Consider the following 24,211-nt stretch of genomic DNA (forward strand, 5'->3'; position numbering starts at 1 on the left):
ATTCCACCACGGGTCTGGCGGCAGACGTGCCTCGTCAGGATGCGGTGGTGATCGTCAGCCCGTCGTCGGAGCGGTCGACCGTCACCGTGCCGCCGTCGGCGACCTCGCCGCCGATCAGCAGCTTCGCGAGCGGGTCGCCGATCGCGGTCTGGATGAGGCGTCGCAGCGGGCGGGCGCCGTAGGCCGGGTCGTAGCCGGTCTCGGCGAGCCAGCGCTTGGCGTCGTCGGTGACCTCGATCGAGATCCGGCGCACCGCGAGCCGCTTCTCCAGCAGCGCGAGCTGGAGGTCGACGATGTGCGAGAGCTCCTCGAGCGTCAGCGCGTCGAAGATCACCACCTCGTCGAGTCGGTTGAGGAACTCCGGCTTGAACGACGCCCGCACCGTGGCCAGCACGGACTCCCTCTTCTTGTCGGCGTCGAGCGTCGGGTCGACGAGGTACGCCGATCCGAGGTTGCTCGTGAGGATCAGCAGGGTGTTGCGGAAGTCGACGGTGCGGCCCTGGCCGTCGGTGAGCCGGCCGTCGTCGAGCACCTGGAGCAGGATGTCGAAGACCTCCGGGTGCGCCTTCTCGACCTCGTCGAGCAGCACGACGGAGTAGGGACGGCGGCGGACCGCCTCGGTGAGCTGGCCGCCCTCGTCGTACCCCACGTAGCCGGGAGGCGCGCCGACCAGGCGCGCGACCGAGTGCTTCTCGGAGTACTCGCTCATGTCGATGCGCACGATCGCGCGCTCGTCGTCGAAGAGGAAGTCGGCGAGCGACTTGGCGAGCTCGGTCTTGCCGGTGCCGGTGGGGCCGAGGAAGAGGAAGGATCCGGTCGGCCGGTTGGGGTCCGCCAGCCCGGCCCGCGAGCGGCGCACGGCGTCGCTGACGGCGCTCACCGCGGCCCGCTGACCGATCAGCCGCTCGCCGATGACCTCCTCCATCCGCAGCAGCTTGGCCGTCTCGCCCTCGAGCATCCGGCCGACGGGGATGCCGGTCCAGGACTCGACGACCTGGGCGATCTCCTCGGCTCCGACCTGCTCCCCGACCAGCGGCTCCACCTCGGAGCGCTCGGCGTCGGCGGCCTCGCGGAGCCGCTTCTCGAGCATCGGGATCTGGCCGTAGAGGATCTCGCTGGCCTCGTCGAGCCGGCCCTCGCGCATCAGCCGGTCGGCCTGCACCTTGACGGCGTCGAGGCGACGGCGCAGCTCGCCCTCGTCCTCGAGGCTGGCCTTCTCGCGCTCCCAGCGCACCTCGAGCGCGCGCAGCGCCTCCTCCTTGTCAGCGAGGTCGGCGCGCAGCGCGCCCAGCCGCTCGGCGGACGCCGCGTCGGACTCGCGCCCGAGCGCGAACTCCTCCATCTTCAGGCGCTCGACCTGGCGGCGCAGCCGGTCGATCTCCTCCGGGGAGGACTCGATCTCCATGCGCAGCCGCGAGGCCGCCTCGTCGACGAGGTCGATGGCCTTGTCGGGCAGCTGCCGGCCGGGGATGTAGCGGTCGGAGAGCGTCGCGGCGGCGACCAGGGCGGCGTCGGTGATCCGCACCCCGTGGTGGGCTTCGTACTTCTCCTGGATGCCGCGCAGGATCTGGATGGTGTCCTCGACGGACGGCTCGCCCACGAAGAGCTGCTGGAATCGCCGCTCGAGCGCCGGGTCCTTCTCGATCCGCTCGCGGTACTCGTCGAGGGTGGTGGCGCCGATCATGTGCAGCTCGCCGCGCGCGAGCATCGGCTTGAGCATGTTGCCGGCGTCCATGGCGGAGTCGCCGCCGGCGCCCGCGCCGACGACCGTGTGCAGCTCGTCGATGAACGTGATGATCTGACCGCCGGCGTTCTTGATCTCCTCGAGCACGGCCTTGAGCCGCTCCTCGAACTCGCCGCGGTACTTCGCACCGGCCACCATCGCGGCCAGGTCGAGGCTGAGCACCCGGCGACCCTTGAGGGAGTCGGGCACGTCACCGGCGACGACCCGCTGGGCCAGGCCCTCGACGACCGCGGTCTTGCCGACGCCCGGCTCGCCGATCAGCACGGGGTTGTTCTTGGTGCGCCGCGAGAGCACCTGCACGACGCGGCGGATCTCGGCGTCGCGGCCGATGACGGGGTCGAGCTTGCCCTCCTCGGCGGCGGCGGTGAGGTCGACGGAGTACTTCTCCAGGGCCTCGTACGTCGACTCCGCGTCCTGGCTCGTCACGCGGCGGTTGCCGCGCACGGCGGTGAGCCCCTCGCGCAGCCCGGCCTCGCTCAGGCCGGCGTCGAGCAGCACCCGCTGGGCGCTGCTCTCCACGCCCGCGGTGGCGATCAGCAGGTGCTCGGCGGCGACGTACTCGTCCTTCATGCCCTGGGCGAGGTCGAGCGCGGCCGCCAGCACCCGGGTGAGCGCGGCCGACCCGGACGGCTGCTGGACGGTGGCGCCGGTGGCCGTGGGCAGCGCCGAGAGGGCCGCCTCGGCCTTCGCGGTCAGCTCGTCGGCGTCGACCCCGGCCTTCGTGACCAGGTTGCGCGCGGTGCCGTCCTTCTGGCGCAGCAGCGCGACGAGCAGGTGGATCGGCTCGGTGTGGGTGTTCCCGGCGGTGGTCGCGGCCAGCTGCGCGGCTTCGATCGCCTCGCGGCTGCGCGTCGTGAACTTGTCAGCGCCGAACTGGCTCATGGCGGTGATTCTCCTGGTGATCGTGCGTGGCGGCCACCGGATGCGTGACCTCACTGGGATCAACGTCGGTGAAGTTGAGTGCATTCCACTCAACTTCGCCCTCGGCGGGCACCGATCCTCGCTCAGCTCGAGGCGGTGCGCCGGCCGCTCGCGAGGTAGCGGCGGGCGAGCGGCGAGGTGCGGACCGACCCGCCGCTCTCGCCGTGCTCGGCCTGGGCCCGGAGGCCGGCCACCACGGAGTCGCGCCGCGGTGCCCACCGCTCGACCTGGTCGGCCAGGGTGCGCAGGAAGGCCGGGTCCTGGCTGCGGTCGCCGCCGACGTCGACCGCGACCAGCGGCAGGTAGAGCGAGGAGCGCCGGCCGGCACCGCGCACCTCGAGCAGCACCTGGCCCGCACGGTTGTTGACGAACGCCACGCGCTCGGCGTCGGCCCAGCCGACCGGGCCGCGCGGCACGAAGCAGGTCTCGCGCACCACGGTCCCGTGCTGCACGTCGAGCCAGGTGCGCCGGCCCACGAGGGCCACCACACCGAGGACGACCAGCACGGCGGCGGCCACCACGAACGGCAGGTTCTCCGGCTGGGTCGCGCCGACCCACGCGAGCACCGCCACGACGCCGACCACCGCGGCACCGACCGCGAGCCACATCGTCGTCTCGCGGCTGAGCAGCGCGGGGACGCGGACCCGCTCACCCGCGGCCAAGGGTCACCGCCTCGGCCCGGACGGCACCGACCGCATCGGCCACGCGGCCCCGGGCCTGCTCGGCCGTGACCGGTCGAGCCACGAGCGGCGGCTGCGCCGCCTCGACGCACCAGCAGCCGGCGGGGCCGGTGAACAGCGCGAACGCCGGCGGCTCGGTGTCGCCCGGCCGACGGACGACGACGTCGGCGCGCACGAACGACTCACCCAGTGCCTCGAGCACGGCCGGCGGCGGGGTCGGGTCTCCGGCCTCGGCCTCGACAGCCACGTCGGGCCCCTCGGCGCGGTCCCCGGCGTCGGGGTGCACGGCGGCTGCGGCCGCCAGTCCCTCCGGTCCGAGCAGCCACTCCGTCTCGGCGAGGGCGAAGCGGTGCATGCCGTCGCGGCTCACCTCCTCCAGCAGCACCACGTCGTCGACGACGTGGGCGTACCAGAAGTCCTGGGCGGCCGCCGCGGTGCGCGCGACCGCGACCACGACCTGGGCGGCCTCCCGCAGCGCGACCACCGAGCGCACGTCCTGCCGGACCATCAGCTCGACCTCCCGGCTCGACGCGGCGGTCGCCGCGGCGATCGGCTCCGGCGTCGGCGCGTCGACGATGCCGCGGGCGACCAGCGAGCGGTACGCCGTGCGGCGGGCGGTGTCGGCGTGCGCCGGGTCGAGGTCGCGCAGGTACGGCGTCACCGGCATCGGGCCCGGCGTGCTGAGCACCGCGAGCTCCTCGTCGGTGAGCACCTCCACGAACACGGGCTCGGTGGCCGGCCCGGCGTGCGGCGGGGTCATGGTCTCCATCCCTAGAGCAGTCCGAGCGTGACGGTGTGGACGGCGGACTTCCCGGCGTCCTCGAGCGCGTTGCCAGCGTCGGCGAGCCGGTCGCCGGCCCAGTCGGTGGCGGCGTCGGCCGCGTCGGCGACGTCGTCGAGCCGGTCGCCGGTCCAGTCGAGGGCCTTGCCGCCGAACTCGGTGATGTCGTCCCAGTGGTCGTAGACGTAGTTGCCGAGGGTCCAGGCGCCGTAGCCCAGGACGGCGGCGCCGGCGATCCCGACGCCGACCGGGCCCAGGGCGATGAGACCGGCCGAGCTCGCCAGCAGCGCTCCGCCTCCTGCGGCACCGGCCAGGCCGAAGCCGCGGGTGGCCCACCCGCGCGCGCCGTCGTACCCGCCGCCGGTGACGGCGTCCATCGCGCCGGTGGCCACGGTCAGCGGCAGGAAGACCTTGCCGGCCAGCTTGGCGGCGCGGGCGCCGATGAGGAACCTGGCCAGTCCGCCGTCGGCCTTCCCGTTGACGAACGCCTTGAGCGCGTCGTCGCTGGCGTTGATGTTGCGCAGGAACGTCTCGTAGTCGGTGATCGGGGCGGTGGAGGACTTCAGGAAGTCGAGGAAGGACTTCGACCGTCCGAAGAGCCCGACCGACTTCTTGAGGAGGGCGGCGAGGCTCACCGCGCCGGCGCCGGCCGCACCGAGCGCGCCCAGCAGGTCCCGGGTCTGCCAGGCGCGGTCGAGGTAGGCGTCGACGGCCGACTCCAACGTCTGCGGGAACTCGACGTCGCCGAGCCCGCGGGCGGCGGTACGGTCGGCGTCCGCGACGGCCTCCAGCGCGTGGGCGATGTCGTCGGCGATGCCCTGCGCCCGGTCGTTGAGCCGTTGCTGGTCGGCGTTCCGCGCCGCGACGGCGGCCTCGGCGTGGTCGGGAGAGGTGAGCACGGGCGGGAGCGTCGGCGCTGTGACGGTGCCGTCGTCACCGATCTGGAACCCGTCGGCCTGTGCCGCGCTGATCGTGTCGAGGAGCAGGGTGCGAGCACGGCCGATGTCGCCCGCGCCCCGGGACAGGACCTGACGGGCGGTGTCGAGGGCGTCCGCGAGCTGGGCCCCGATCCTGGCCTCGTCGGCGGCCCGGTCGCGGGCGGCGTCGGCCCAGCGGCCGCCGGCGTCGGTGAGCGCGCCCTCGAGCGCGCTGCTCAGCGAGCGCGCCTGATCGTCGACCGCGGTCGACGCGGCGCCGACCGCGGTCGCAGCGGTCTCGAGCGCGGCCGGTCGCCACTGCCGGACCTGGGGGATGGAGAGCGTGCTCATCGCGACGGCCCGAACGCCTGGGCCACCGCGCCGTCCGCGGTGTCGAAGAGCTCCGCCGTGCCGCGTGCCGAGCCGGCCACGTGGCGGATCCGGTCGGCGTACACCTGGACCGCGGCCCCGAGACGCGTGGACACCCACAGGCACGCCTGGCTGGTCTCCGACCCGACCAGGCCGTCGGAGACCTCGCCGAAGGGGCTGGCGACGTCGATGTCGGCCAGGGCGTCGGCGATGCCGTCGACCTGGCCGCCGGCACTGACGAGGGAGGCTGATTCGACCACGAGCACGGGGATCGTCTACCCCATGTCGCGCGCGCTGACACCCCCCAGAACCGGACTAGACCAGCGTGCGGACGGCTGTTTGCCCGCAAAGGTGCTCGGGCAGCAACCAGTCATCTCGGGCGCGTCCTTCCACGGCGGCACGAGCACCGACCACCGCCGACCCGGGGAGCACGCCCGTGAACGTCATCAGCCGCACCGCCACCGCCGTCGTCGCCGCCCTCGCGCTGAGCGTCCCGACGGCTGCGATCACGACCACCTCCGCGGCGGGCGCCGCCGCGGGCGTGCGGTCCGCGGAAGCCGAGGCGTTCGCCACGCCGAGGGCGGCCAAGCCCAGGATCAAGCTGAAGCGCTCGAAGGCCTACTCGCACTACGGCCAGGAGGGCGTCAAGGTCACGGCCACCGTCACGAAGGGCAGGAAGAAGGCCCGCGGCAAGGTGACGTTCTCGCTCAACGGCACGGCCGTGAGCACCGCCCGGCTCAAACGCGGCCAGGCGTCGTACCGACTGGCGAGCACCAACGCGCCCGGGCTCTACACGGTCACCGCGACCTACCGGGGCAAGAAGCGCTCGGTGCAGGTCCGGGTCTACGACTCGGCTCTCAACCTCTCGGCGGCTACCTTCACGATCTCGAAGACGACGCCGCAGTACCAGATGCCCGACGGTCCGAGCGGCACCGTGAGGTTCAAGGACCAGGTCGCCACGACCGGCTACGTCGACATCTACGAGAACGGCAACGTCAAGGGCGGCAGCAGCTCGCCGGACTACTGCTGCATGGCGAAGGTCGAGGCCGACGGCAGCTTCGTCTTCCAGACGTTCCTCGACAACGTGTGGGCGGACAAGCAGCCCGGCACCTACACCTACCAGGCGTTCTACACCGACGGCCCGGAGTTCGCCGACTACATCTACTCGACGCCGATCACGGTCACCGTCGTCCCCTGACCGGGAGGGGCGCCAGCTAGCGGCCCCGACGCCAGACCACCACGGACTGGCCGGGCTCGGGCGCTCGGAGGACGGGGAGCTTGTTGGGCGGGCCGCCGGCCCGCCGGGCCGTGGCCGCCTGACGCAGCGCCTCGCGGGTCGCACCCAGCTCGGCCTGGAGCTCCTCGTTGCGCTGCACGAGGGCGTCGACCCGGTTCTGCAGGTCGAGGATCCGGCGTACCCCCTCGATCCCGATGCCGGCCGCGGTCAGCGCGCTGATCTCACGCAGCAGCTCGACGTCGCGATGGGTGTAGCGGCGCCCGCCGCCGCCGGTGCGGCCCGGCGTGATCAGGCCCATCCGCTCGTAGGTGCGCAGGGTCTGCGGGTGCAGGCCGGTGAGCTCGGCGGCGACGCTGATGACGTAGACAGCGGCGTCGGGTCCGGGCGGGTCGGGCGGGCGCTGGCCGGGCACGATCAGTCCTCGAAGAGCCGCGACCGCAGCGGCTTGCCCGCCATCGACGCGCGGTAGGCCTCGATCGCCTCGCGGGCCGGTCCGTCCACCGCGGCGGGCACCTGGACCTCGACGGTGGCGAGCAGGTCGCCGCGCGTGCCGTCGGACTTCGGCGCCCCGCGCCCGCGCACCCGGAAGGTGCGGCCGTTGGGCGTCCCTGCGGGGATCTTGAGCGTGACCGGCGCGCCGCCGAGCGTCGGCAGCTTGATCTCGGCGCCGAGCGTGAGCTCGTCGAAGGAGACCGGGACGTCGAGCGTGAGGTTGTCGTCCTTGCGCCCGAACAGCCGGTGCGGCCGGACCTTGACGGTGACGTAGAGGTCGCCGGCAGGACCGCCGTGCTCACCGGGCGCGCCCTTGCCGCGCAGCCGGATCCGCTGGCCGTCCTTGACGCCCGCGGGGATGCGGGCCTGGATCGTGCGCGCGGCGACGCCGCGCCCGCTGCCCTGGCAGGTCGGGCACGGCTCGTCGTAGACGAGCTGGCGGCCGCCGCACCGCGGGCAGGTCTCGTTGATCGAGAACGCGCCGCCCGCCGAGGCCACGACGAAGCCCGCGCCGTCGCACTCCGGGCAGACGTGCGGCTTGGTGCCCGGCTTCCCGCCCGTGCCCTTGCAGTCGGGGCAGGCGGAGTCGGACGTCAGCCGGAGCGAGACCGTGACGCCGTCGAGGGCCTCGGTGAAGCCGATGGTCGCGGTGCTCTCGACGTCCTGGCCCTTCTGGGCGCGGGTACGTCGGGTCCGCCCGCCGCGGCCGCCGCCGAAGAGGTCGCCGAACATGTCGCCGAACCCGCCACCGGCGGCGGTCCGCTCGCGGAGCAGGTCGTTGAGGTCGAAGCCGGCCTCACCGCCGCCGGGGAACCCTCCGCCGGAGTAGCCGCCGCGGAAGCCGCCGCCATAGAGCGAGCGCATCTCGTCGTACTTCTTGCGCTTCTCGGGGTCACCGATGACGTCGTAGGCCTCGGCGACCGCCTTGAACTTGTCGTGCTTGGCCTTGCTCTGCGCGCTGTCGCCGGGGTTGGAGTCGGGGTGGTTGGCGCGCGCGAGCTTGCGGTAGGCCTTCTTGATGTCGTCGGCGCTGGCGTCCTTCGCGACGCCCAGCTCCTTGTAGAAGTCCTTCTGTGCCCAGTCGGCCCGGAAGTCACTGGTGCTCATCGCGCACCTCCCTCCCTCGTCTCGTGTTCAGGTGATCAGCAGGTCAGCTCGACGCGGGGTCCACGACGAGGACCTGCGCGGCGCGGACGACGCGGTCGCCGATCCGGTAGCCGGCCTTGGCGATCACCTTGCAGGTGGTCACCTCGACCTCCGGGTCCTCCCCGATGTGGCTGAGCGCCTCGTGGACCGTCGGGTCGAAGGCGTCGCCCGGCGCGCCGAACTTGGTCAGGCCGAGGGCCGCGACCGTGCGCTCGAGCTGGTCGGCCACCGCCTGGAAGCCCGGGTCGAGGTCGCCGTGCTCGCGGGCGCGGTCGACGGTGTCGAGGACCTCGACGATCGGCGCGAGCACGGCGTACGTCGCGTTCTCGCGGATGAGCTCGCGGTCGCGCTCGACCCGGCGCTTGTAGTTGACGAACTCCGCCTGGTTGCGCTGGAGGTCGTTGGTGCGCTCCTCCAGCTGGCGCCGGACGGCGGCGAGCTCGTCCTCGGGCTCGGGCTCGACGACGGGCTCCTCGGCCTGAGGAGCAGGGGACTCCTGCTCCTCAGGCTCGGGGATGACCTGCTCGTCCTGGGACGGCTCGGTCACTTGCTCTCGCCCTCGGTGCCGTCGCCCGGCTCCTCGTCGACGATCTCGGCGTCGACGACGTCGTCGTCGGACTCGCCGGTCGAGCCGTCCGAGCCACCGGCGGCGGCCGCGTCGGCCTCCGCGGCGGCGTACATCGCCGCGCCCATCTTCTGGCTGGACTCACCGAGCTTGGTGATGCCCGCCTGGAGCTCCTCGGCGCTGGCCTCGGCGTTCTCGAGGATCGCCTTGAGTGCGTCGACGTCGGCCTGGACCTCGGTCTTGACGTCCTCGGGGAGCTTGTCGCTGTTGTCGGCGAGGAACTTCTCGGTCGTGTAGACGAGCTGGTCGGCCTGGTTGCGGACCTCGACGGCCTCGCGACGCCTGGCGTCCTCCTCGGCGTACTGCTCGGCCTCGCGGACCATCCGGTCGATGTCGTCCTTCGACAGCGCGGAGCCGCCGGAGATCGTCATCGACTGCTCCTTGCCGGAGGCCTGGTCCTTGGCGGTCACGTGCACGATGCCGTTGGCGTCGATGTCGAAGGTGACCTCGATCTTCGGGATGCCCCGCGGCGCCGGCGGCAGCCCGGTCAGCTCGAAGTTGCCGAGCGGCTGGTTCTGCGACCACATCTGGCGCTCGCCCTGGGCGACCTTGATCTCGACCGACGGCTGGTTGTCGTCGGCGGTCGTGAAGATCTCGGACCGCTTGGTCGGGATCGTGGTGTTGCGCTCGATGAGGGTGGTCATGACGCCGCCCTTGGTCTCGATGCCGAGCGACAGCGGGGTGACGTCGAGGAGCAGCACGTCCTTGACCTCGCCCTTGAGGACGCCGGCCTGGAGGGCCGCGCCGACGGCGACGACCTCGTCGGGGTTGACGCCCTTGTTGGGCTCCTTGCCGCCGAGCAGCTCCTTGACGACGTCGGTGACGGCCGGCATGCGCGTCGAGCCGCCGACGAGCACGACGTGGTCGATGTCGGCGATCGCGACGCCGGCGTCCTTGAGCACGCTCTGGAACGGCGCCTTGGTGCGGTCGAGCAGGTCGGCCGTCAGCTTCTGGAACTCGCTGCGGGTCAGCTTCTCCTCGAAGTGCAGCGGGCCGGACTCGCCGTGGGTGATGTAGGGCAGGTGGATCGTGGTCTCGGAGGACGAGGACAGCTCGATCTTCGCCTTCTCCGCGGCCTCCTGGAGGCGCTGCTTGGCGATCTTGTCGGCACCGAGGTCGACGCCGTTGTTGTCCTTGAACTTCTTGACCATCCACTCGACGACACGGGCGTCCCAGTCGTCACCACCGAGGTGGTTGTCACCGGAGGTCGCCTTGACCTCGACGACGCCCTCGCCGATCTCGAGCAGGGACACGTCGAACGTGCCGCCACCCAGGTCGAAGACGAGGATCGTCTGGTCGTCGCCCTTGTCGAGGCCGTAGGCCAGCGCGGCGGCCGTCGGCTCGTTGACGATGCGCGAGACGTTGAGGCCCGCGATCTCGCCGGCCTCCTTGGTCGCCTGGCGCTGCGCGTCGGAGAAGTACGCCGGCACCGTGATCACCGCGTCGGTGACCGGCTCGCCGAGGTAGGCCTCCGCGTCGCGCTTGAGCTTCTGCAGCACGAACGCGCTGATCTGCTGCGGGGTGAAGGTCTTGTCGTCGACCTGCTGCTTCCAGTCGGTGCCCATGTGGCGCTTGACCGAGCGGATCGTCCGGTCGACGTTGGTGACGGCCTGGCGCTTGGCGACCTCGCCGACCAGCACCTCGCCGTTCTTGGCGAAGGCGACGACCGACGGCGTCGTCCGGGCGCCCTCCGCGTTCGCGATGACGGTGGGCTCGCCGCCCTCCAGGACGGCGACGACGCTGTTCGTCGTGCCGAGGTCGATGCCGACCGCACGTGCCATTTCTGCTACCTCCGTTGAGCTTCGGTGTTGCTGCGCGACCCATCCTGCGTCGCCGCAGCCAGTCTGCCAAATCACTTGAGTCGACTCAACTCAAGTTTCGTCACACGGCACAACGCAGGATGGTCGCGCCCTTGTTCCCCGGTCAGCCGACGAACTGCCGGACCTGCTCCGACCGGACCAGGCCCGGTACGTCGGCCAGCGGGACCCACCGCGCCTCGTCGGTCGTGCCGTCCACCTCGCGGGTCAGGTCACCGCCGACGACGGTCGCCGCGTAGACGACGTGCACCTGCCGCAGCCACCGCTCGCGCCGGCGCTGGCGCCGCTCCGGTGGCGTGAGCAGGGTCCGCACGCCGAGCAGCGCGCCGAGCGTCACGTCGTACCCCGTCTCCTCGCGGACCTCGCGGACCGCGCCCTCCTCGAGCGACTCCCCCAGCTCGACGCCCCCGCCCGGCAGCGTCCAGGTGGCCACCGCCGGCTCGTTCCACAGCGCGAGCAGGACGTGGTCGTCGCGGGTGATCACGGCGTAGGCCCCGAGACGGGTGTCGTAGTCGAAGTCCTCCAGCGCGGGCACCGTCAGCATCCGAGGATGCTAGACGTCCCCGCGAGGGCCGGTCTGCGGGAATGATCTGGCGGCGACGGGAGATGGAGAGGGTATGACCGTCCAGACGATCACCCTGAACGACAAGACCACCATCCCCCAGCTCGGCTTCGGCGTCTTCCAGGTCCCGCCCGCGGAGACGCAGCAGACCGTGGAGACCGCCTTCGAGGTGGGCTACCGGCACATCGACACCGCGCAGATGTACGAGAACGAGGAGGGCGTCGGCGCCGCCATCGCCGCCTCCGGCATCTCGCGCGACGAGCTCTACATCACCACCAAGCTCAACAACGCCTTCCACCGGCCCGACGACGCGCGGCGCACGTTCGCGGAGTCGCTCGACCGCCTCGGCCTGGACCGCGTCGACCTCTTCCTCATCCACTGGCCGCTGCCCACCCGGTACGACGGCGACTACGTGTCGACCTGGCGCACGCTGGCCGAGTTCGTCGAGGACGGCCGCGCCACGTCGATCGGCGTCTCGAACTTCCAGCCGGCCCACCTGGACCGGATCGTCGAGGAGACCGGCGTGGTCCCGGTGGTCAACCAGATCGAGGTGCATCCCTACTTCGGCAACGAGGACGCCCGAGCCGCCTCGCACCGCCACGACGTCGTCGTCGAGGCGTGGTCGCCGATCGCCCAGGGCGCGGTGCTCGACGACGCCGTGATCGGCACGATCGCGAGCGCGCACGGCAAGACGCCGTCGCAGGTGACCCTGCGCTGGCACGTCCAGCGCGGGGACATCGTGTTCCCGAAGTCGATGCACGAGGCGCGGATGCGAGAGAACTTCGAGATCTTCGACTTCTCGCTCACCGACGGCGAGGTCGCGGCGATCACGGCGCTCGACCGCGGGGCGGCCGGCCGACGCGGCCCGGATCCGGACACGTTCGACTGGATCCCCGCCTGACGCCACCCCTGCTCTGACGGTGGGGGCCGGCGGGTGCCGTCCGATCTCGGACGGCACCCCGCCGCGCTCTCTCTTGCCCTCAGTCGCGACGCAAACGGCCGCAAAACGGCTCGTTCGAGCGCATCCCTGGTCATCGCGGAGTTAAAAGCCAGAAACTGAACGATTTACCCACTATGCGGTATGACGTCTAGACCACTTCGGCCGAAGGCTGTCGGCATGACGGGGGAAAGCAAGAACTCAACGAACCAATCCGCCCACAGTGACGCCGCCTGGCGCAGGAGCCGCGGTCGGCCATGGGCCGTAGGCCTCGTGGCCTGGTGCGGAGCGCTGCTCCTGACCACGCTGGGGCTCGTCGCCCTCGGCGGCGCCGGCGCCGCGTCGGCGCACACGCCGTCGATCAGCGTGACGTGCGACAAGCTCACGGTCAGCCTCACCAACTACCAGGACTCCGCGTCCCCCAACAGCGTCCGGGTCGTGACCGACGGGGCGGTTCGCGCCGAGACGCCGTTCGGCTCGTCGTACGCGCAGGTCTTCACGCTCGGCGACCCCACGACACCGCACACCTGGAGCGTCACCGTCACCGCGTCCGACGACCCGGACGGGTCCAACGGATGGACGATCTCCCGGAGCGGCACCACGACGCCCTGCGCGCCGCCCGACGCGTGCCCGGACCTGCCGGGCGACCAGCCGCCGGGCACCAGCTGCACCCAGCCCGGGGACGAGGTGGAGGTCCGCTGGCTGCACGGCGCGCCGGACTGCACCACGCACACCGTGACCAGCACCAAGGAGTCCCGCTCCCGCACCTACAGCTGGAACGGGACGAGCTGGACCCCCGGACCGTGGTCCGCGTGGACGACGGTCACGACGACGACGACGCCCACGACCCCCGAGCAGTGCCCGGGCACCGAGGTGACGGCGACGACGCCGACGTACTCGCCGCCGGACTGCTCCTCGGCACCGAGCCTCACCTACGCGGCCGGCGAGGGCTACCACTGGACGCTCAGCGGTCCCCCGGAGGCGCGGGTTCTCACCGCAGTCGCCGAGAACGGCCGCACCCTGGTCGGCCAGACGGTCTTCGGGCCCTACGACACCACGCCGTGGACCGCGGACGAGAGGGCTGCGCACGGCTGTGTCGCCCAGCTCGCCGAGCCCGTGGCCATCCCGTCGTCCGGGTGCGGCGCTCCCGCCTCCATCACCCCGCCGACCGGTGAGCACCTCGCGTACACGATCTCGGGGGGACGCTGGAGCGACCTGGCCGGCGGTGACTACCTCATCACCGCGACCCTGACGGACGGCGCCACCGAGTTCGGCAACACCCTCGGCTGGCAGGTCCAGGGGCGGACGGCGACCAAGATCGTCCACATCGCGCCTGCCAGGACCTGCGTGACCCCGGACGTCCAGGTCACCTCGGCCGCCTGTGTGCCCGGGTCGACCAGCCCGGCCGTCGGCGGTCACCTCACCGTCCCGGTGCAGCAGGGCGTCACCTACCAGGTGCGCAACGCAGCGGGTGCCGTGATCGACGCGAGCGCCACTCTCGCACCCGGCACGTACGTCGTCACGGCGACGGCGGCCGACGGCTACGAGGTGGCCGACGCCAACGGCTTCGTCGACGGCAGCCGGACCGTGGAGATCGCGGCCACGGGCACGAGCTGCGCGGCGGCCTCGGTCCCGATCCGCCCGTCCGTCCGTGCGGTGGACCGCTGCTACACGGCGGCCGATCGCGTGGTCTTCGACCGGGAGAACCAGTACTGGACCGCGTCGATCACCGACGACTCGCACGTGACCTTCGTCGCCAAGGGCGACAACCGGTTCGTGGACGAGAGCGGCACCCCGGTCGACCGGCTGGTGCTGGCCTACCCGCCGCTCACCGACGAGCAGTGCCCGCTCACCCCGGGCGGGGTCGACGCCTCCTGCGTCGGGTCCGTGCCGTACCTGGCCTACTCGCTCGACCTGCCCCGTGGGTTCGAGACCGACGAGGCGACGCCGCTCACCATCACGTTCGTCAACCCGGACGGCCCCGACCACGCCATCACCGACCTGCCGCTCTCGGGCCGGGTGCTGTGGCCCGGAGCGTCGGCGACACCGCCGCTGATGTGGCCCGGGTGGGACCTGGTCGACGGCGAGTACGTCAACGTCGGGGACCAGCGGTTCGGCTGGACGCGCGACGGCATCACGGTGCGCTTCAAGGTCAACCCGGAGTACTCCACGACGCTGAACTACCCACCGGCCACGGTGGCCTGCGCCAACCCGCCGACCACCTCTCGGACGCCGGAGCTCCCGCCGACCGGACCTCCGCCCGGCGCCTTCCGCCCGCCGCCGGCGATCGGCCCGCCGCCGCTGCCCAACACCGGTGGCCCGAGCAGCCTGCTGGCCGGACTCGGGGCGCTGCTGCTGCTGGCCGGGTGCGCGCTGGTGGTGCACGCGCGCAGGATCGGCTGACCGACGAGCGGTCACCCACCGACTGGCGGGCCTCTCCGGGCCCGCCAGTCCGCCGGGGCTCCTCACCGTCAGATTCGCCGGTGACGGCGCCCGACGACGAAGAAATAGCGGCTCCGCCGCCGAACTGACGCCAGACCTGCCGAATATCGGTGACGACCTCAGCGCCGAGTCTGGCGATGGTGAACCAATGACTGGGGGATCAGGCAAGGTACACACACGACTTCTGACCCGGATCGGCGTGCTTCTTCTCGTCGTCCTGGGTCTCACGACCGTCACCGAGGGCACCGCCTCGGCGCACATCGGCAGGGCCGGAGCGACCTGCGAGGCGTTGACGGTCACGTTGACCGACTACAAGACACCGGGCACGAACACGGTGAAGGTCGTCGTCGACGGGGCGACGCTGGCGGACACCACGTTCGTCGAGGAGTACTCGCAGAGCTTCGGGCTGGGCAACCCCGCGGTGGCGCACACCTGGAGCGTCGCGGTCACCGCGTGGGACGACCCGGACGGCTCGATCGGCTGGACGTTCACGAAGAGCGACTCGTCGACGCCGTGCACTCCACCCGACGCATGTCCCGACCTGGAAGGCGACCAGCCGCCCGACACGATGTGCACGCCGCCTCCGGACGACAAGGAGACCCGCGAGGTCCGCGGGACCCCTGACTGCACGTCCGAGACGGTGACCGTCACCACCGAGGAGCGGACCCGCAGCTACTCGTGGAACGGCACGAGCTGGGTGCCCGGCCCGTGGAGCAGCTGGAAGACGGTGAGCACGCGCAGCGAGCCCACCCAGCCCGGCGACTGCGCCGAGAACAAGGTGACGTCCGCTGCTCCCGGCTACACGCCCCCGAGCTGCGCGTCCGCACCCAGCCTGCACCTCCCGCAGGGAGTCGGCTACCACTGGGTGCTCAGCGGCCCGGCGGATGCACGCATCGCCACCGCGGTCGCCGACACCGGCTACACGCTCACCGGTACGACGGTCTACGGGCCCTACGACACGACGGCGTGGACGGCGCAGAAGCGGGTCGAGGAAGGCTGCGCGGTCGTGCTCGCCGCCCCGCAGGTGCAGCAGGAGGCACGTTGCGACGCGCGCGGCTCGATCGCGCCTCTGGTCGGAGCGCTGGTCACCTACACGATCTCCGGCGGCAGCTGGAGCGGCCTCGCCGCGGGTGACTACACGATCACCGCCACCCTCAAGGGCGGCGCCACCGAGTTCGACGCGGCCGCTGCGGCCGGATGGAGCATCGCCGGCACGACGGCCACCAGGGTCGTCCACATCGGGGCACCGAAGACGTGCGTCGTCCCGAGCGCCCAGGTGAGCCCGCAGGTCTGCGTACCGGCCGGCACCACCACCGGTGGTGCCATCACGCTGGGCACGCAGCCGGGCATCAGCTACGTGGTGACCGGCGCCGATGGAGCGGTGATCGCACCGACCGCCCTGAGCTCGCTGGCGCCCGGGACCTACACGGTGACCGCCACCGCGCTCAGCGGCTTCGACGTCGTCGCCGGCAACGGCTTCATCTCGGGGGTGCGGACCCTCGTCGTTCCCCCAGCGGCGACCGACTGCAGGCAGGCGGCGGCGGTCCGCCCGGCGGTCAGCGTGGTGGACGAGTGCTACACCGCCGATGACAAGGTCGTCTTCGAGGCCGAGAACGCCTACTGGACCGCGTCTGCCTCCGACGCAACGCACGTGACGTTCACGGCGAAGGACGCCTACTACTTCGCCGACGACCAGGGCAACCAGACCAAGCAGGTCGTGCTCGAGCACGCGCCGACGACCAACGAGCAGTGCCCGTTGCTGCCGGGCTCCGTCGAGACCGCCTGCGTCGGGGACGTGCCCTACCTCGACTACGCGATGACGCTGCCCGAGGGGTTCGAGACCGACGATCCGACGCCGCTCACCATCACGTTCGTCAACCCGGACGGCCCCGACCACGCGATCACCGGCCTGCCGCTCTCGGGCCGGGTGCTGTGGCCCGGAGCGTCGGCGACACCGCCGCTGATGTGGCCCGGGTGGGACCTGGTCGACGGCGAGTACGTCGACGTCGGGGACCAGCGGTTCGGCTGGACGCGCGACGGCATCACGGTGCGCTTCAAGGTCAACCCGGAGTACTCCACGACGCTGAACTACCCACCGGCCACGGTGGCCTGCGCCAACCCGCCGACCACTTCTCGGACGCCGGAGCTGCCGCCGACCGGACCTCCGCCCGGCGCCTTCCGCCCGCCGCCGGCGATCGGCCCGCCGCCGCTGCCCAACACCGGTGGCCCGAGCAGCCTGCTCGCCGGACTCGGAGCGCTGCTGCTGGTGGCCGGCTGCGCGATGGTGTGGCGGGCCCGCCGGACCCGCCCGACGACCGACTGACGGGCCGGTCCCGGGAGAGACCGCCGTCAACGTCGACCGCCACCGGGCACCGTGGGTCCGGTGGCGGTCGACCGGGTGGATCCGGAGGCGTCAGGCCCCCGGACCGAGGGCCCGGCCCCACTTCTCCAGGAGGTGGGCCAGCCGGGCCCGCTCCATCTCGTCCAGGTGCCCGACCAGCCGGTGCTCGTTGGCCATGTGCGCCCCGAAGGCCCGGTCGATGACGTCGAAGCCCGCGTCGGTCAGGGCCACCACCCGGCCGCGCGCGTCGTTGTCGCTGACCCGGCGCGTCACCCAGCCCTGCTCGACGCACCGGTCGACCCGCTTGGTGACGGCGCCGGACGACACCATCGTCTGGGCGCCGAGCTCGCTCGGCGTCAGCTCGTACGGCGCGCCCGCGCGGCGCAGCGTCGCGAGGACGTCGAACTCACCCTCGCCGAGGCCGTACTCGCCGTAGACCGCGACCAGCTCCTCGGTGAGCCGGGCCGCGAGCCGGTGCAGCCGGCCGATGATGCCCTGCGGCGAGACGTCGAGGTCGGGGCGCTCGACGGCCCACTGGGCCATGATCCGACCGACGTGGTCGGGCTCGGTCACTCGACGAGCCCGCTGTCGAGGCGGCGCGAGCGCTCGATGTCGGCGGAGTGCTCGTCGCGGATCACCACGACCGGGCACGCGGCGTGGCGCACGCACTGGTCGCTGACCGAGCCGAGCGCCAGCCCCTTGAAGCCGCCGAGCCCACGGGCGCCCATCACGAGCAGGTCGGCGTCCTGGGACGCCTCGACCAGCCCGTTGGCGGGCGCGCCGCGATAGGCCTCGTAGGAGACCGGTACGCCGGAGCCGCGCTGGGCCACGACCCGCGCGCCGTCCTTCTCGAGGTCGGCGACCACCGCAGCCTCGAACTCCTCGATCGGCGGCACGTAGCCGCCGGTCATCGAGGCCGGTCGTGGGGCCGTCGACATCGACCAGCCGCGCACGACCCGGATCTCGGCGTCGAAGCGCCCGGCGTAGTCCAGCGCCCACGCGAGCGCCAGGTCGGCGGTGCCCGACCCGTCATGACCGACGACCACGGTGCGTGCAGCAGAGCTCTCCATGCCTCGGAACATACCGACTTGGCGATATCTGACGTGGAAACTAATATGTCTTCCATGGAAAATAGGTGGCGCACGCTCGGGCTCACGGCCGTGGCGCCGATCGCGTGGGGGTCGGGCTACTACGTCACCGAGGCCTACCTGCCGCCGGACCGTCCGCTGTTCGGCGCCATGGTCCGGGCGCTGCCGTTCGGCCTGCTGCTGCTCGCCCTCCGTCCCGGGCTGCCGCGGGGCGTGTGGTGGTGGCGGGCGCTGCTCCTCGGCACCCTCAACATCGGCGCCTTCTTCGCGCTGATCTTCGTCGCGGCCTACCGCCTCCCCGGCGGGATGGCGGCCACCCTCACGGCGACCGCGCCGATCATGGTCATGCTCGTCGCCTGGCTGGTGATCGGCGAGCGGCCCCGCGCCGCCTCGCTCGCGGGCGCGGCCGTCGGCGCCACCGGCGTCGCGCTGCTGGTGCTCCGCTCCGGCGTCGTGGTCGATCCGCTCGGCGTCGCCGCGTCCTTCGGCGCCGTCGCGATGTCGTCGTTGGGCTTCGTGCTCGTCAAGCGCTGGCAGCCCCCGGTCGACCTGCTCACGTTCACGGCCTGGCAGCTCGTCGCCGGCGGCCTCGTGCTGCTCCCCATCGCACTGGTCGTGGAGGGTGCTCCCCCGCCGATCGACCTGCCCGCCGTCGGCGGCTTCCTCTACCTCGGCGTCGCCGGCACGCTCGTCGCGTACGTCGTGTGGTTCCGCGGCCTGCGCCGGCTGCCGGCCGCCGCGGTGTCGCTCGTCGGCCTGCTCAACCCGGTCGCCGGGACGGTCGTGGGGGTGGCCCTCGCGGGCGAGGCGTTCGGCGCCGCCCAGGCCGCCGGGCTGCTGCTGGTGCTCACCGGCATCCTGGCCGGCCAGCCGGCGATCCTCGACCGGCTGCGCCGCTCACCCGACGACGGTGATCGTGACCTCGTCGGACTTCAGTCCGGAGTCGCTGTCGACGACCCGGAAGCGGGTCTGGCCGAGCCGGCTCGACTGGACCGGGATCTGGAACTGCTCGCCCGCCACTGACCCGGTCGCCGGGAAGTCGACCCACGAGCCGTTCTCGAACCGCTGGACGGTGAGGATCGCGCCCTCGCCCTGCGGGTAGACGCCGGTCAGCTCGAAGGGCTCCATCGAGCCGACCTCGGTCGCGGACACCGCGAGCGTGATCGAGGGCTCCGGGGACTCACTTCCCTTGGGCTCGGGCGACTCGGACGCCGTCGGCGACTCGGTCTCCCCGGAGCCCAGGGTGACCTCGGGCTCGTCGAGGTCCTCGGTCGGCTTCGGCTCCGGCAGGTAGAGCGTCGCCTGCCCGCTGCTCGAGCCGTCCGAGGAGTCCTCCCCGAGCCCGAGCACCTTCGTGCCAACCAGGACCACGGCGCCGATGACGACCCCGACTGCAACGCCGACCGCGACGAGCGCGACCAGCCCCGCGACGATCGGGTGGCGCTCGTCAGGGCGGTCCGGCATTCGGTCGGCCACGTCGTCACTCTCCCCGAAGACTTGGTGCGGGCGTCGCGACCATTCTCGACATGCGGCCCAAGCGCGCCAACCCGGGCCGGGTCGACGACCGCCCGAGCGTGACCAGCGTCGCTCGGGCCGGCGCCCTAGAGCCCCCGCTTCCAGACGATCTCCTCGTGCAGCCTGCGGCTGCGCCAGCCGTCGGCGGTCCGCACGAGGGTGTGGTGGTAGAGCCCGCCGAACTCGACGACCTTGGTGCCGCCCTGGCCGTCGTCCATCGGCATCGGGTTGTGGAAGTACGCCGTCGCGAGCGCCTCGTCGCCGGCGCCCTCGTCAGGGAACGAGATCGCGACCTGCGCGAGCGAGTGCATCCGCTTCGGGAAGAACGCCGGCAGCACCTCGGCCAGCCAGGCCTTCACGGCCGGGAACGTGTCCGCGATGCCACCGGACTCGGTGTAGTCGATCTCCGCGTCCGGAGTGAAGACCGTGTCGAGCAGGTCCCACTCGCCGGTGTCGATGCCGCGGGTGTAGCGGATGAGCACACCCTCGATCTCCATGCGGTCGCTGATCTCCTGGAGGTCCACGCCCGCACTCTGGCACAGAACTGGAACACGTTCTAGTGTGTGCGCATGCGATTCAGCTACGCCGAGGCGATGACCCAGGCGACGTACTACGCCCCTCTGGCTCAGGCCGCCGAGGCCGCCGGCTACACGAGCATGACCGTGGCCGACAGCGTCATCTACCCGAAGGACTCCGACTCGAAGTACCCCTACACCGACACCGGGGACCGGGAGTTCCTCGACGGCAAGGAGTTCATCGAGACGATGGTGCTGTGCGCGCACCTCTTCGCGCACACCACCACGCTGCGGCTCACGCCGTTCGTGCTCAAGCTGCCGATCCGGCCGCCGGTGCTCGTCGCCAAGCAGGCGTCGTCCCTCGCGTTCCTCTCGGGCAACCGGCTCGGGCTCGGCGTCGGCATCTCGCCCTGGCCCGAGGACTTCGACGCGATGGGCGTCTCGTGGGAGCGGCGCGGCAAGCGCATGGACGAGGCGATGGACATCCTGCGCGGGCTGACGACCGGAGAGTTCTTCGAGTACCACGGCGACTTCTACGACGTGGAGGCGCTCAAGCAGTGCCCGGGCGCCACCGAGAGGATCCCGCTGCTGGTCGGCGGGCACGCGGACGCCGCGCTGCGCCGCGCCGTCCGCAAGGGCGACGGCTGGATGCACGCCGGCGGCGACGGCGAGGAGCTCGACCGGCTGCTCACCCGGCTCGCCGAGATCCGCGCCGAGGAGGGCGACACCCGCGACGACTTCGAGGTGCACGTGATCTCCTACGACGCCTACACCGTCGACGGCATCAAGCGCCTCGAGGACAAGGGTGTCACCGACTGCATCGTCGGCTTCCGGATGCCCTACATCAAGGGCCCCGACACCGAGCCGCTGGACAAGAAGGTCGAGCACCTGGAGCGCTACGCCGAGCAGATCATCTCGAAGGTCAACGGATGAGCGAGTCCTACGGCCTGACCAAGGTCCTCCAGGACGCGATCGCGGAGGCCGAGGAGCTGGTCGCCAACGCACCGTTCATCACGACCGAGCAGGACCGGCTCGAGGGCTACGACTACCTCGCCGGCCGGATCCGGATGGCCATGCAGATGGCCTTCGACCACGACCTCGACCGGCCGCTGTTCATCAACCCCACGCACCAGTTCTCCCGGCAGGGCCTGGACAACCCGGACGCGATCTACTTCAACGCCTACCTCAAGGAGGGCGTCGAGTACGTCGTCCGCGGCCGCCGCGGCACGAGCGCCGACCTGTCGTTCCAGGTGATGGGCGGCTCCTACTCGGCCGACTCGGCGGCCAGCTCGATGCTGGCCTTCGACGACCGCGAGCTCGACGTCGCATCCGACGGCACCTTCGAGTTCCGCTACGTGGCGGAGCCCGGAGCGAAGACGATGATCGTGCGCGAGGTCTTCAACGACTGGGACACCGAGGAGCGCGGCCTGCTCACGATCGAGCGCGCCGACACCCTCGGGCAGCCCGCCAAGCCGCTGCGGCGGGAGCGGCTGGCGCAGCGCTACGAGGTCGCGGCCAAGAGCCTGGTCGGCTCGATCCAGACCTGGATCGCCTTCCCGCACTTCTTCCAGTACCAGGAGCCGGCCAACCGGCCGACCGTGCCGCAGTCGACGCCCGGCGGGCTGTCGTCGCAGCGCTCCTCGATCGGCCACTACGACCTCGCCGAGGACCAGGCGCTGGTCATCACCGTGCCCGAGTGCGCCGACTGCGCCTACCAGGCGATCCAGATCGGCTCGGACTGGTACGCCTCGACCGACTACGAGACGCACCAGACCTCGCTGACCAAGGCGCAGGCGCAGGTCGACCCCGACGGCAGGATGCGCTTCGTGATCTCGGAGACGCCGCCGGGCGGCACGCCGATCGCCAACTGGCTGGAGACCACCGGCCACCGCACCGGCGCGATCATGCTGCGCTGGCAGCGCCTCGAGCGCGACCTCGGCCCCGAGGACGGGCCGGTCGCCGAGGTGATGCCGCTGGCCGACGTACCTTCTCGGGTCCCGCACTTCACCCCCCTCACCACCGAGGAGTACGCCGCGCGGATCGCCGCCCGGCAGCGCTCCGTTGCCCGAAGGATGATCAGCTGATGACCGAGCTTGGCTACGCCGAGGCCCACGACACCTCGATCGAGGAGCGCTACACCCCCGTGCCCCTGCTCCGGGGCAAGGTCGTCGTGATCTCCGGCATCGGACCCGGCCTGGGCCGGTCACTGGCCCACGAGGCGGCGAGGATGGGGGCCGACCTCGTGATCGCGAGCCGCACCGAGTCGCGGCTCCTGGAGCTCCAGTCCGAGCTCGAGGGCCACGGCGTCAAGGTGCTGAGCGTGGTCACCGACGTGCGCGACGAGGCGTCCCGCGCCAACCTGCGCGACCGGACGCTCGAGGCGTTCGGCCGGGTCGACTGCGTCATCAACAACGCGTTCACGATCCCGCCGATGGACCCGATCTCGCAGATCGACCCGGCCAAGCTGGCCAAGGTCAACGAGACCAACGTGTTCGCGCCGCTGCGGCTCTCGGCGCTCTTCGCCGATGCGCTGTCGGAGTCCAAGGGCTCGATCATCATGCTCAACTCCTGCGTCGTCTTCTCCTCCCAGCCCGAGTACGCCGGCTACAAGCTCTCCAAGGGGGCGCTCGAGCACCTCGCCTCGTCCCTGGCCACCGAGCTCGGGCCGCGCGGCATCCGGGTCAACAGCGTGGCGCCGTCGTACATCTACGAGGACGTCAACCGCGGCTACTTCGACTTCCTGGCGGCCGTCGAGGACAAGACGCACGAGCAGGTGTACGCCGAGAAGGCGGCGCCCACCGACCTCAAGCGGCTCGCCTCCTCGGAGGAGGTCGCGCGCGCCACGCTCTTCCTCGCCTCCGACCTGGCGTCCGCCGTCACCGGCCAGATGCTGACCGTCGACTGCGGCGAGTTCCACGACTGATGTCCGACAACGTCATGACCCGGGAGCGCCCGGACGTCGGCAGCTACGAGGACATCGTCGCGGCCGCCGTCCGGACCACCGGCATGAGCGACTTCGGCGACGGCGCCCACGAAGAGGGCCTGCGGGTCCTCGTCGAGGATCTGTCGTCCCCCGAGGCGGGGCTGACCCCGCGGGGCAACTACTTCCAACGGTCCGAGGTGAAGTCGGCGCTGGTCGGCGTGCTGCTCACCCAGGCTCAGCTCACGGCCCACCCGGAGCACCGCGACGTGCCGATCGAGCGGCCGATCTTCCTGATGGGCCTGCCGCGCACCGGCACCACGGCGCTGCACCGCTACCTGCACGCGGACCCGAACGCGCAGGGCCTCGAGATGTGGCTGACCCAGTACCCGCAGCCGCGCCCGCCGCGCGAGACCTGGGAGTCGGACCCGATCTTCCAGGCCATGCAGCAGGCGTTCACCGCGCACCACGTCGAGAGCCCCGCGTTCATGGGGATCCACTACATGGATGCCACCACCGTCGAGGAGTGCTGGCGGCTGCTGCGCCAGACCGGGAAGTCCAACTCCTACGAGTCGTTGGCGAACCTGCCCCGCTACACCGAGTGGCTCAAGCAGCAGGACTGGACCGACGCCTACGCGCGGCACCGGCAGAACCTCCAGCTGGTGGGGCTCAACGACCCCGAGAAGCGCTGGGTGCTCAAGAACCCCTCGCACATGACCGCGCTCGACGCGCTGATGACCGTCTACCCCGACGCCCTGATCGTCTACACCCACCGCGACCCGGTCACCTGCATCGCCTCGTCGTGCTCGCTGTCCGCCGAGACCACCGCGGGGCACAGCGACACCTACGTCGGCGGCGTGATCGGCCACACCCAGCTCGACCTGTGGTCCCGGGCGTTCCACGCCTTCCACGACGCGCGGCCGGCGTACGACCAGGACCAGTTCATCGACATCGCCTTCCAGGACCTGGTGGCCGACCCGCTCGGCGTGACCCGCCGGGTCTACGACCGGTTCGGGCTCGACTGGACGCCCGAGGCGCAGGCCGCGATCGAGGCGGTCGACCGGGAGTCCAAGCAGGGCAAGGCCAAGCCGTCGCACACCTACACGCTCAAGGACTACGGCCTCACCGAGGACCGGGTCCGCGCGGCGTTCGACCGTTAGGA

At 71.7% G+C, this 24,211-nt stretch carries 22 protein-coding genes; 9 read left to right on the forward strand and 13 right to left on the reverse strand.

Annotated elements, in window-relative coordinates:
* Nucleotides 1-34 precede the first annotated feature (34 nt).
* From clpB to HZF07_RS13295, 5 genes are all read right to left on the reverse strand, one after another.
* Nucleotides 35-2,626 carry an ATP-dependent chaperone ClpB gene (gene clpB / locus HZF07_RS13275; RefSeq protein ID WP_157342265.1) on the reverse strand — a complete coding sequence of 864 codons (2,592 nt, stop codon included), beginning with the start codon at nt 2,624-2,626 and terminating at the stop codon, nt 35-37.
* A 122-nt stretch (nt 2,627-2,748) separates the two neighbouring features.
* Nucleotides 2,749-3,327: a hypothetical protein gene (locus HZF07_RS13280; protein WP_157342267.1), complete on the reverse strand. Its 579-nt coding sequence runs from the start codon at nt 3,325-3,327 to the stop codon at nt 2,749-2,751.
* On the reverse strand, nt 3,314-4,105 hold the full coding sequence (locus HZF07_RS13285) for a hypothetical protein (RefSeq protein ID WP_157342269.1): 792 nt from the start codon (nt 4,103-4,105) through the stop codon (nt 3,314-3,316). The genes HZF07_RS13280 and HZF07_RS13285 overlap by 14 nt, the downstream gene beginning before the upstream one ends.
* Nucleotides 4,106-4,116: 11 nt before the next feature.
* Nucleotides 4,117-5,394, reverse strand: a complete 1,278-nt coding sequence (locus tag HZF07_RS13290) for a hypothetical protein (protein ID WP_157342271.1) — start codon at nt 5,392-5,394, stop codon at nt 4,117-4,119.
* A complete protein-coding gene (locus HZF07_RS13295) occupies nt 5,391-5,672 on the reverse strand; it encodes a hypothetical protein (protein ID WP_157342273.1) in 282 nt (93 codons plus the stop codon). The genes HZF07_RS13290 and HZF07_RS13295 overlap by 4 nt, the downstream gene beginning before the upstream one ends.
* 176 nt (nt 5,673-5,848) lie before the next feature.
* Between HZF07_RS13295 and HZF07_RS13300 the strand changes: the two genes are divergently transcribed.
* Entirely contained in the window at nt 5,849-6,610 is a 762-nt protein-coding gene (locus HZF07_RS13300; protein WP_157342275.1) for an Ig-like domain-containing protein, read from the forward strand.
* Nucleotides 6,611-6,626: 16 nt separating this feature from the next.
* On the opposite strand, the gene HZF07_RS13305 is transcribed toward HZF07_RS13300, so the two are convergent.
* From HZF07_RS13305 to HZF07_RS13325, 5 genes are all read right to left on the reverse strand, one after another.
* On the reverse strand, nt 6,627-7,061 hold the full coding sequence (locus HZF07_RS13305) for a heat shock protein transcriptional repressor HspR (protein ID WP_181645160.1): 435 nt from the start codon (nt 7,059-7,061) through the stop codon (nt 6,627-6,629).
* Between the two features lie 2 nt (nt 7,062-7,063).
* Nucleotides 7,064-8,248, reverse strand: coding sequence for a molecular chaperone DnaJ (dnaJ, locus tag HZF07_RS13310; RefSeq protein WP_157342277.1), 1,185 nt, complete (start codon nt 8,246-8,248; stop codon nt 7,064-7,066).
* A 43-nt stretch (nt 8,249-8,291) separates the two neighbouring features.
* Nucleotides 8,292-8,834, reverse strand: a complete 543-nt coding sequence (gene grpE / locus HZF07_RS13315; RefSeq protein WP_181645161.1) for a nucleotide exchange factor GrpE — start codon at nt 8,832-8,834, stop codon at nt 8,292-8,294.
* Nucleotides 8,831-10,693 (reverse strand): molecular chaperone DnaK, encoded by a 1,863-nt coding sequence (gene dnaK / locus HZF07_RS13320; RefSeq protein ID WP_157342279.1) that lies wholly within the window; start codon nt 10,691-10,693, stop codon nt 8,831-8,833. The genes grpE and dnaK overlap by 4 nt, the downstream gene beginning before the upstream one ends.
* Before the next feature lie 142 nt (nt 10,694-10,835).
* Nucleotides 10,836-11,273, reverse strand: a complete 438-nt coding sequence (locus HZF07_RS13325; protein WP_157342281.1) for an NUDIX hydrolase — start codon at nt 11,271-11,273, stop codon at nt 10,836-10,838.
* Nucleotides 11,274-11,346: 73 nt separating this feature from the next.
* Between HZF07_RS13325 and HZF07_RS13330 the strand changes: the two genes are divergently transcribed.
* From HZF07_RS13330 to HZF07_RS13340, 3 genes are all read left to right on the forward strand, one after another.
* Nucleotides 11,347-12,192, forward strand: a complete 846-nt coding sequence (locus HZF07_RS13330) for an aldo/keto reductase (protein ID WP_157342283.1) — start codon at nt 11,347-11,349, stop codon at nt 12,190-12,192.
* Between the two features lie 309 nt (nt 12,193-12,501).
* Nucleotides 12,502-14,631 (forward strand): hypothetical protein, encoded by a 2,130-nt coding sequence (locus tag HZF07_RS13335; protein ID WP_157342285.1) that lies wholly within the window; start codon nt 12,502-12,504, stop codon nt 14,629-14,631.
* A 238-nt stretch (nt 14,632-14,869) separates the two neighbouring features.
* Entirely contained in the window at nt 14,870-16,993 is a 2,124-nt protein-coding gene (locus HZF07_RS13340; protein WP_157342287.1) for a hypothetical protein, read from the forward strand.
* A gap of 90 nt (nt 16,994-17,083) precedes the next feature.
* Here the strand turns inward: HZF07_RS13340 and HZF07_RS13345 are convergent, their stop codons facing one another.
* The gene (locus tag HZF07_RS13345) at nt 17,084-17,584 is read right to left on the reverse strand and encodes a MarR family winged helix-turn-helix transcriptional regulator (protein WP_309504726.1); all 501 of its coding nucleotides are present in this window, start codon (nt 17,582-17,584) and stop codon (nt 17,084-17,086) included.
* Nucleotides 17,581-18,081: a universal stress protein gene (locus HZF07_RS13350; protein ID WP_157342290.1), complete on the reverse strand. Its 501-nt coding sequence runs from the start codon at nt 18,079-18,081 to the stop codon at nt 17,581-17,583. The genes HZF07_RS13345 and HZF07_RS13350 overlap by 4 nt, the downstream gene beginning before the upstream one ends.
* Before the next feature lie 45 nt (nt 18,082-18,126).
* Here HZF07_RS13350 and HZF07_RS13355 point away from each other — a divergent pair, with 45 nt between their 5' ends.
* Complete coding sequence (locus tag HZF07_RS13355) at nt 18,127-19,122, forward strand: DMT family transporter (protein ID WP_232523048.1); 996 nt, start codon at nt 18,127-18,129, stop codon at nt 19,120-19,122.
* Nucleotides 19,123-19,700: 578 nt separating this feature from the next.
* Here the strand turns inward: HZF07_RS13355 and HZF07_RS13360 are convergent.
* On the reverse strand, nt 19,701-20,138 hold the full coding sequence (locus HZF07_RS13360; RefSeq protein WP_181645162.1) for a nuclear transport factor 2 family protein: 438 nt from the start codon (nt 20,136-20,138) through the stop codon (nt 19,701-19,703).
* A gap of 45 nt (nt 20,139-20,183) precedes the next feature.
* Here HZF07_RS13360 and HZF07_RS13365 point away from each other — a divergent pair, with 45 nt between their 5' ends.
* From HZF07_RS13365 to HZF07_RS13380, 4 genes are read left to right on the forward strand one after another with little or no spacing between them, the layout of a single operon-like run.
* Nucleotides 20,184-21,062: a TIGR03619 family F420-dependent LLM class oxidoreductase gene (locus HZF07_RS13365; RefSeq protein WP_157342292.1), complete on the forward strand. Its 879-nt coding sequence runs from the start codon at nt 20,184-20,186 to the stop codon at nt 21,060-21,062.
* Entirely contained in the window at nt 21,059-22,213 is a 1,155-nt protein-coding gene (locus HZF07_RS13370) for a hypothetical protein (RefSeq protein ID WP_157342294.1), read from the forward strand. Before HZF07_RS13365 ends, HZF07_RS13370 begins: the two co-directional genes overlap by 4 nt.
* Complete coding sequence (locus HZF07_RS13375; RefSeq protein WP_157342296.1) at nt 22,213-23,052, forward strand: SDR family oxidoreductase; 840 nt, start codon at nt 22,213-22,215, stop codon at nt 23,050-23,052. The genes HZF07_RS13370 and HZF07_RS13375 overlap by 1 nt, the downstream gene beginning before the upstream one ends.
* Nucleotides 23,052-24,209, forward strand: a complete 1,158-nt coding sequence (locus HZF07_RS13380) for a sulfotransferase family protein (RefSeq protein ID WP_157342298.1) — start codon at nt 23,052-23,054, stop codon at nt 24,207-24,209. The genes HZF07_RS13375 and HZF07_RS13380 overlap by 1 nt, the downstream gene beginning before the upstream one ends.
* The last annotated feature ends 2 nt before the right edge of the window (nt 24,210-24,211 follow it).

The organism is Nocardioides agri, from assembly GCF_013778305.1.
Lineage (GTDB): Bacteria > Actinomycetota > Actinomycetes > Propionibacteriales > Nocardioidaceae > Nocardioides > Nocardioides agri.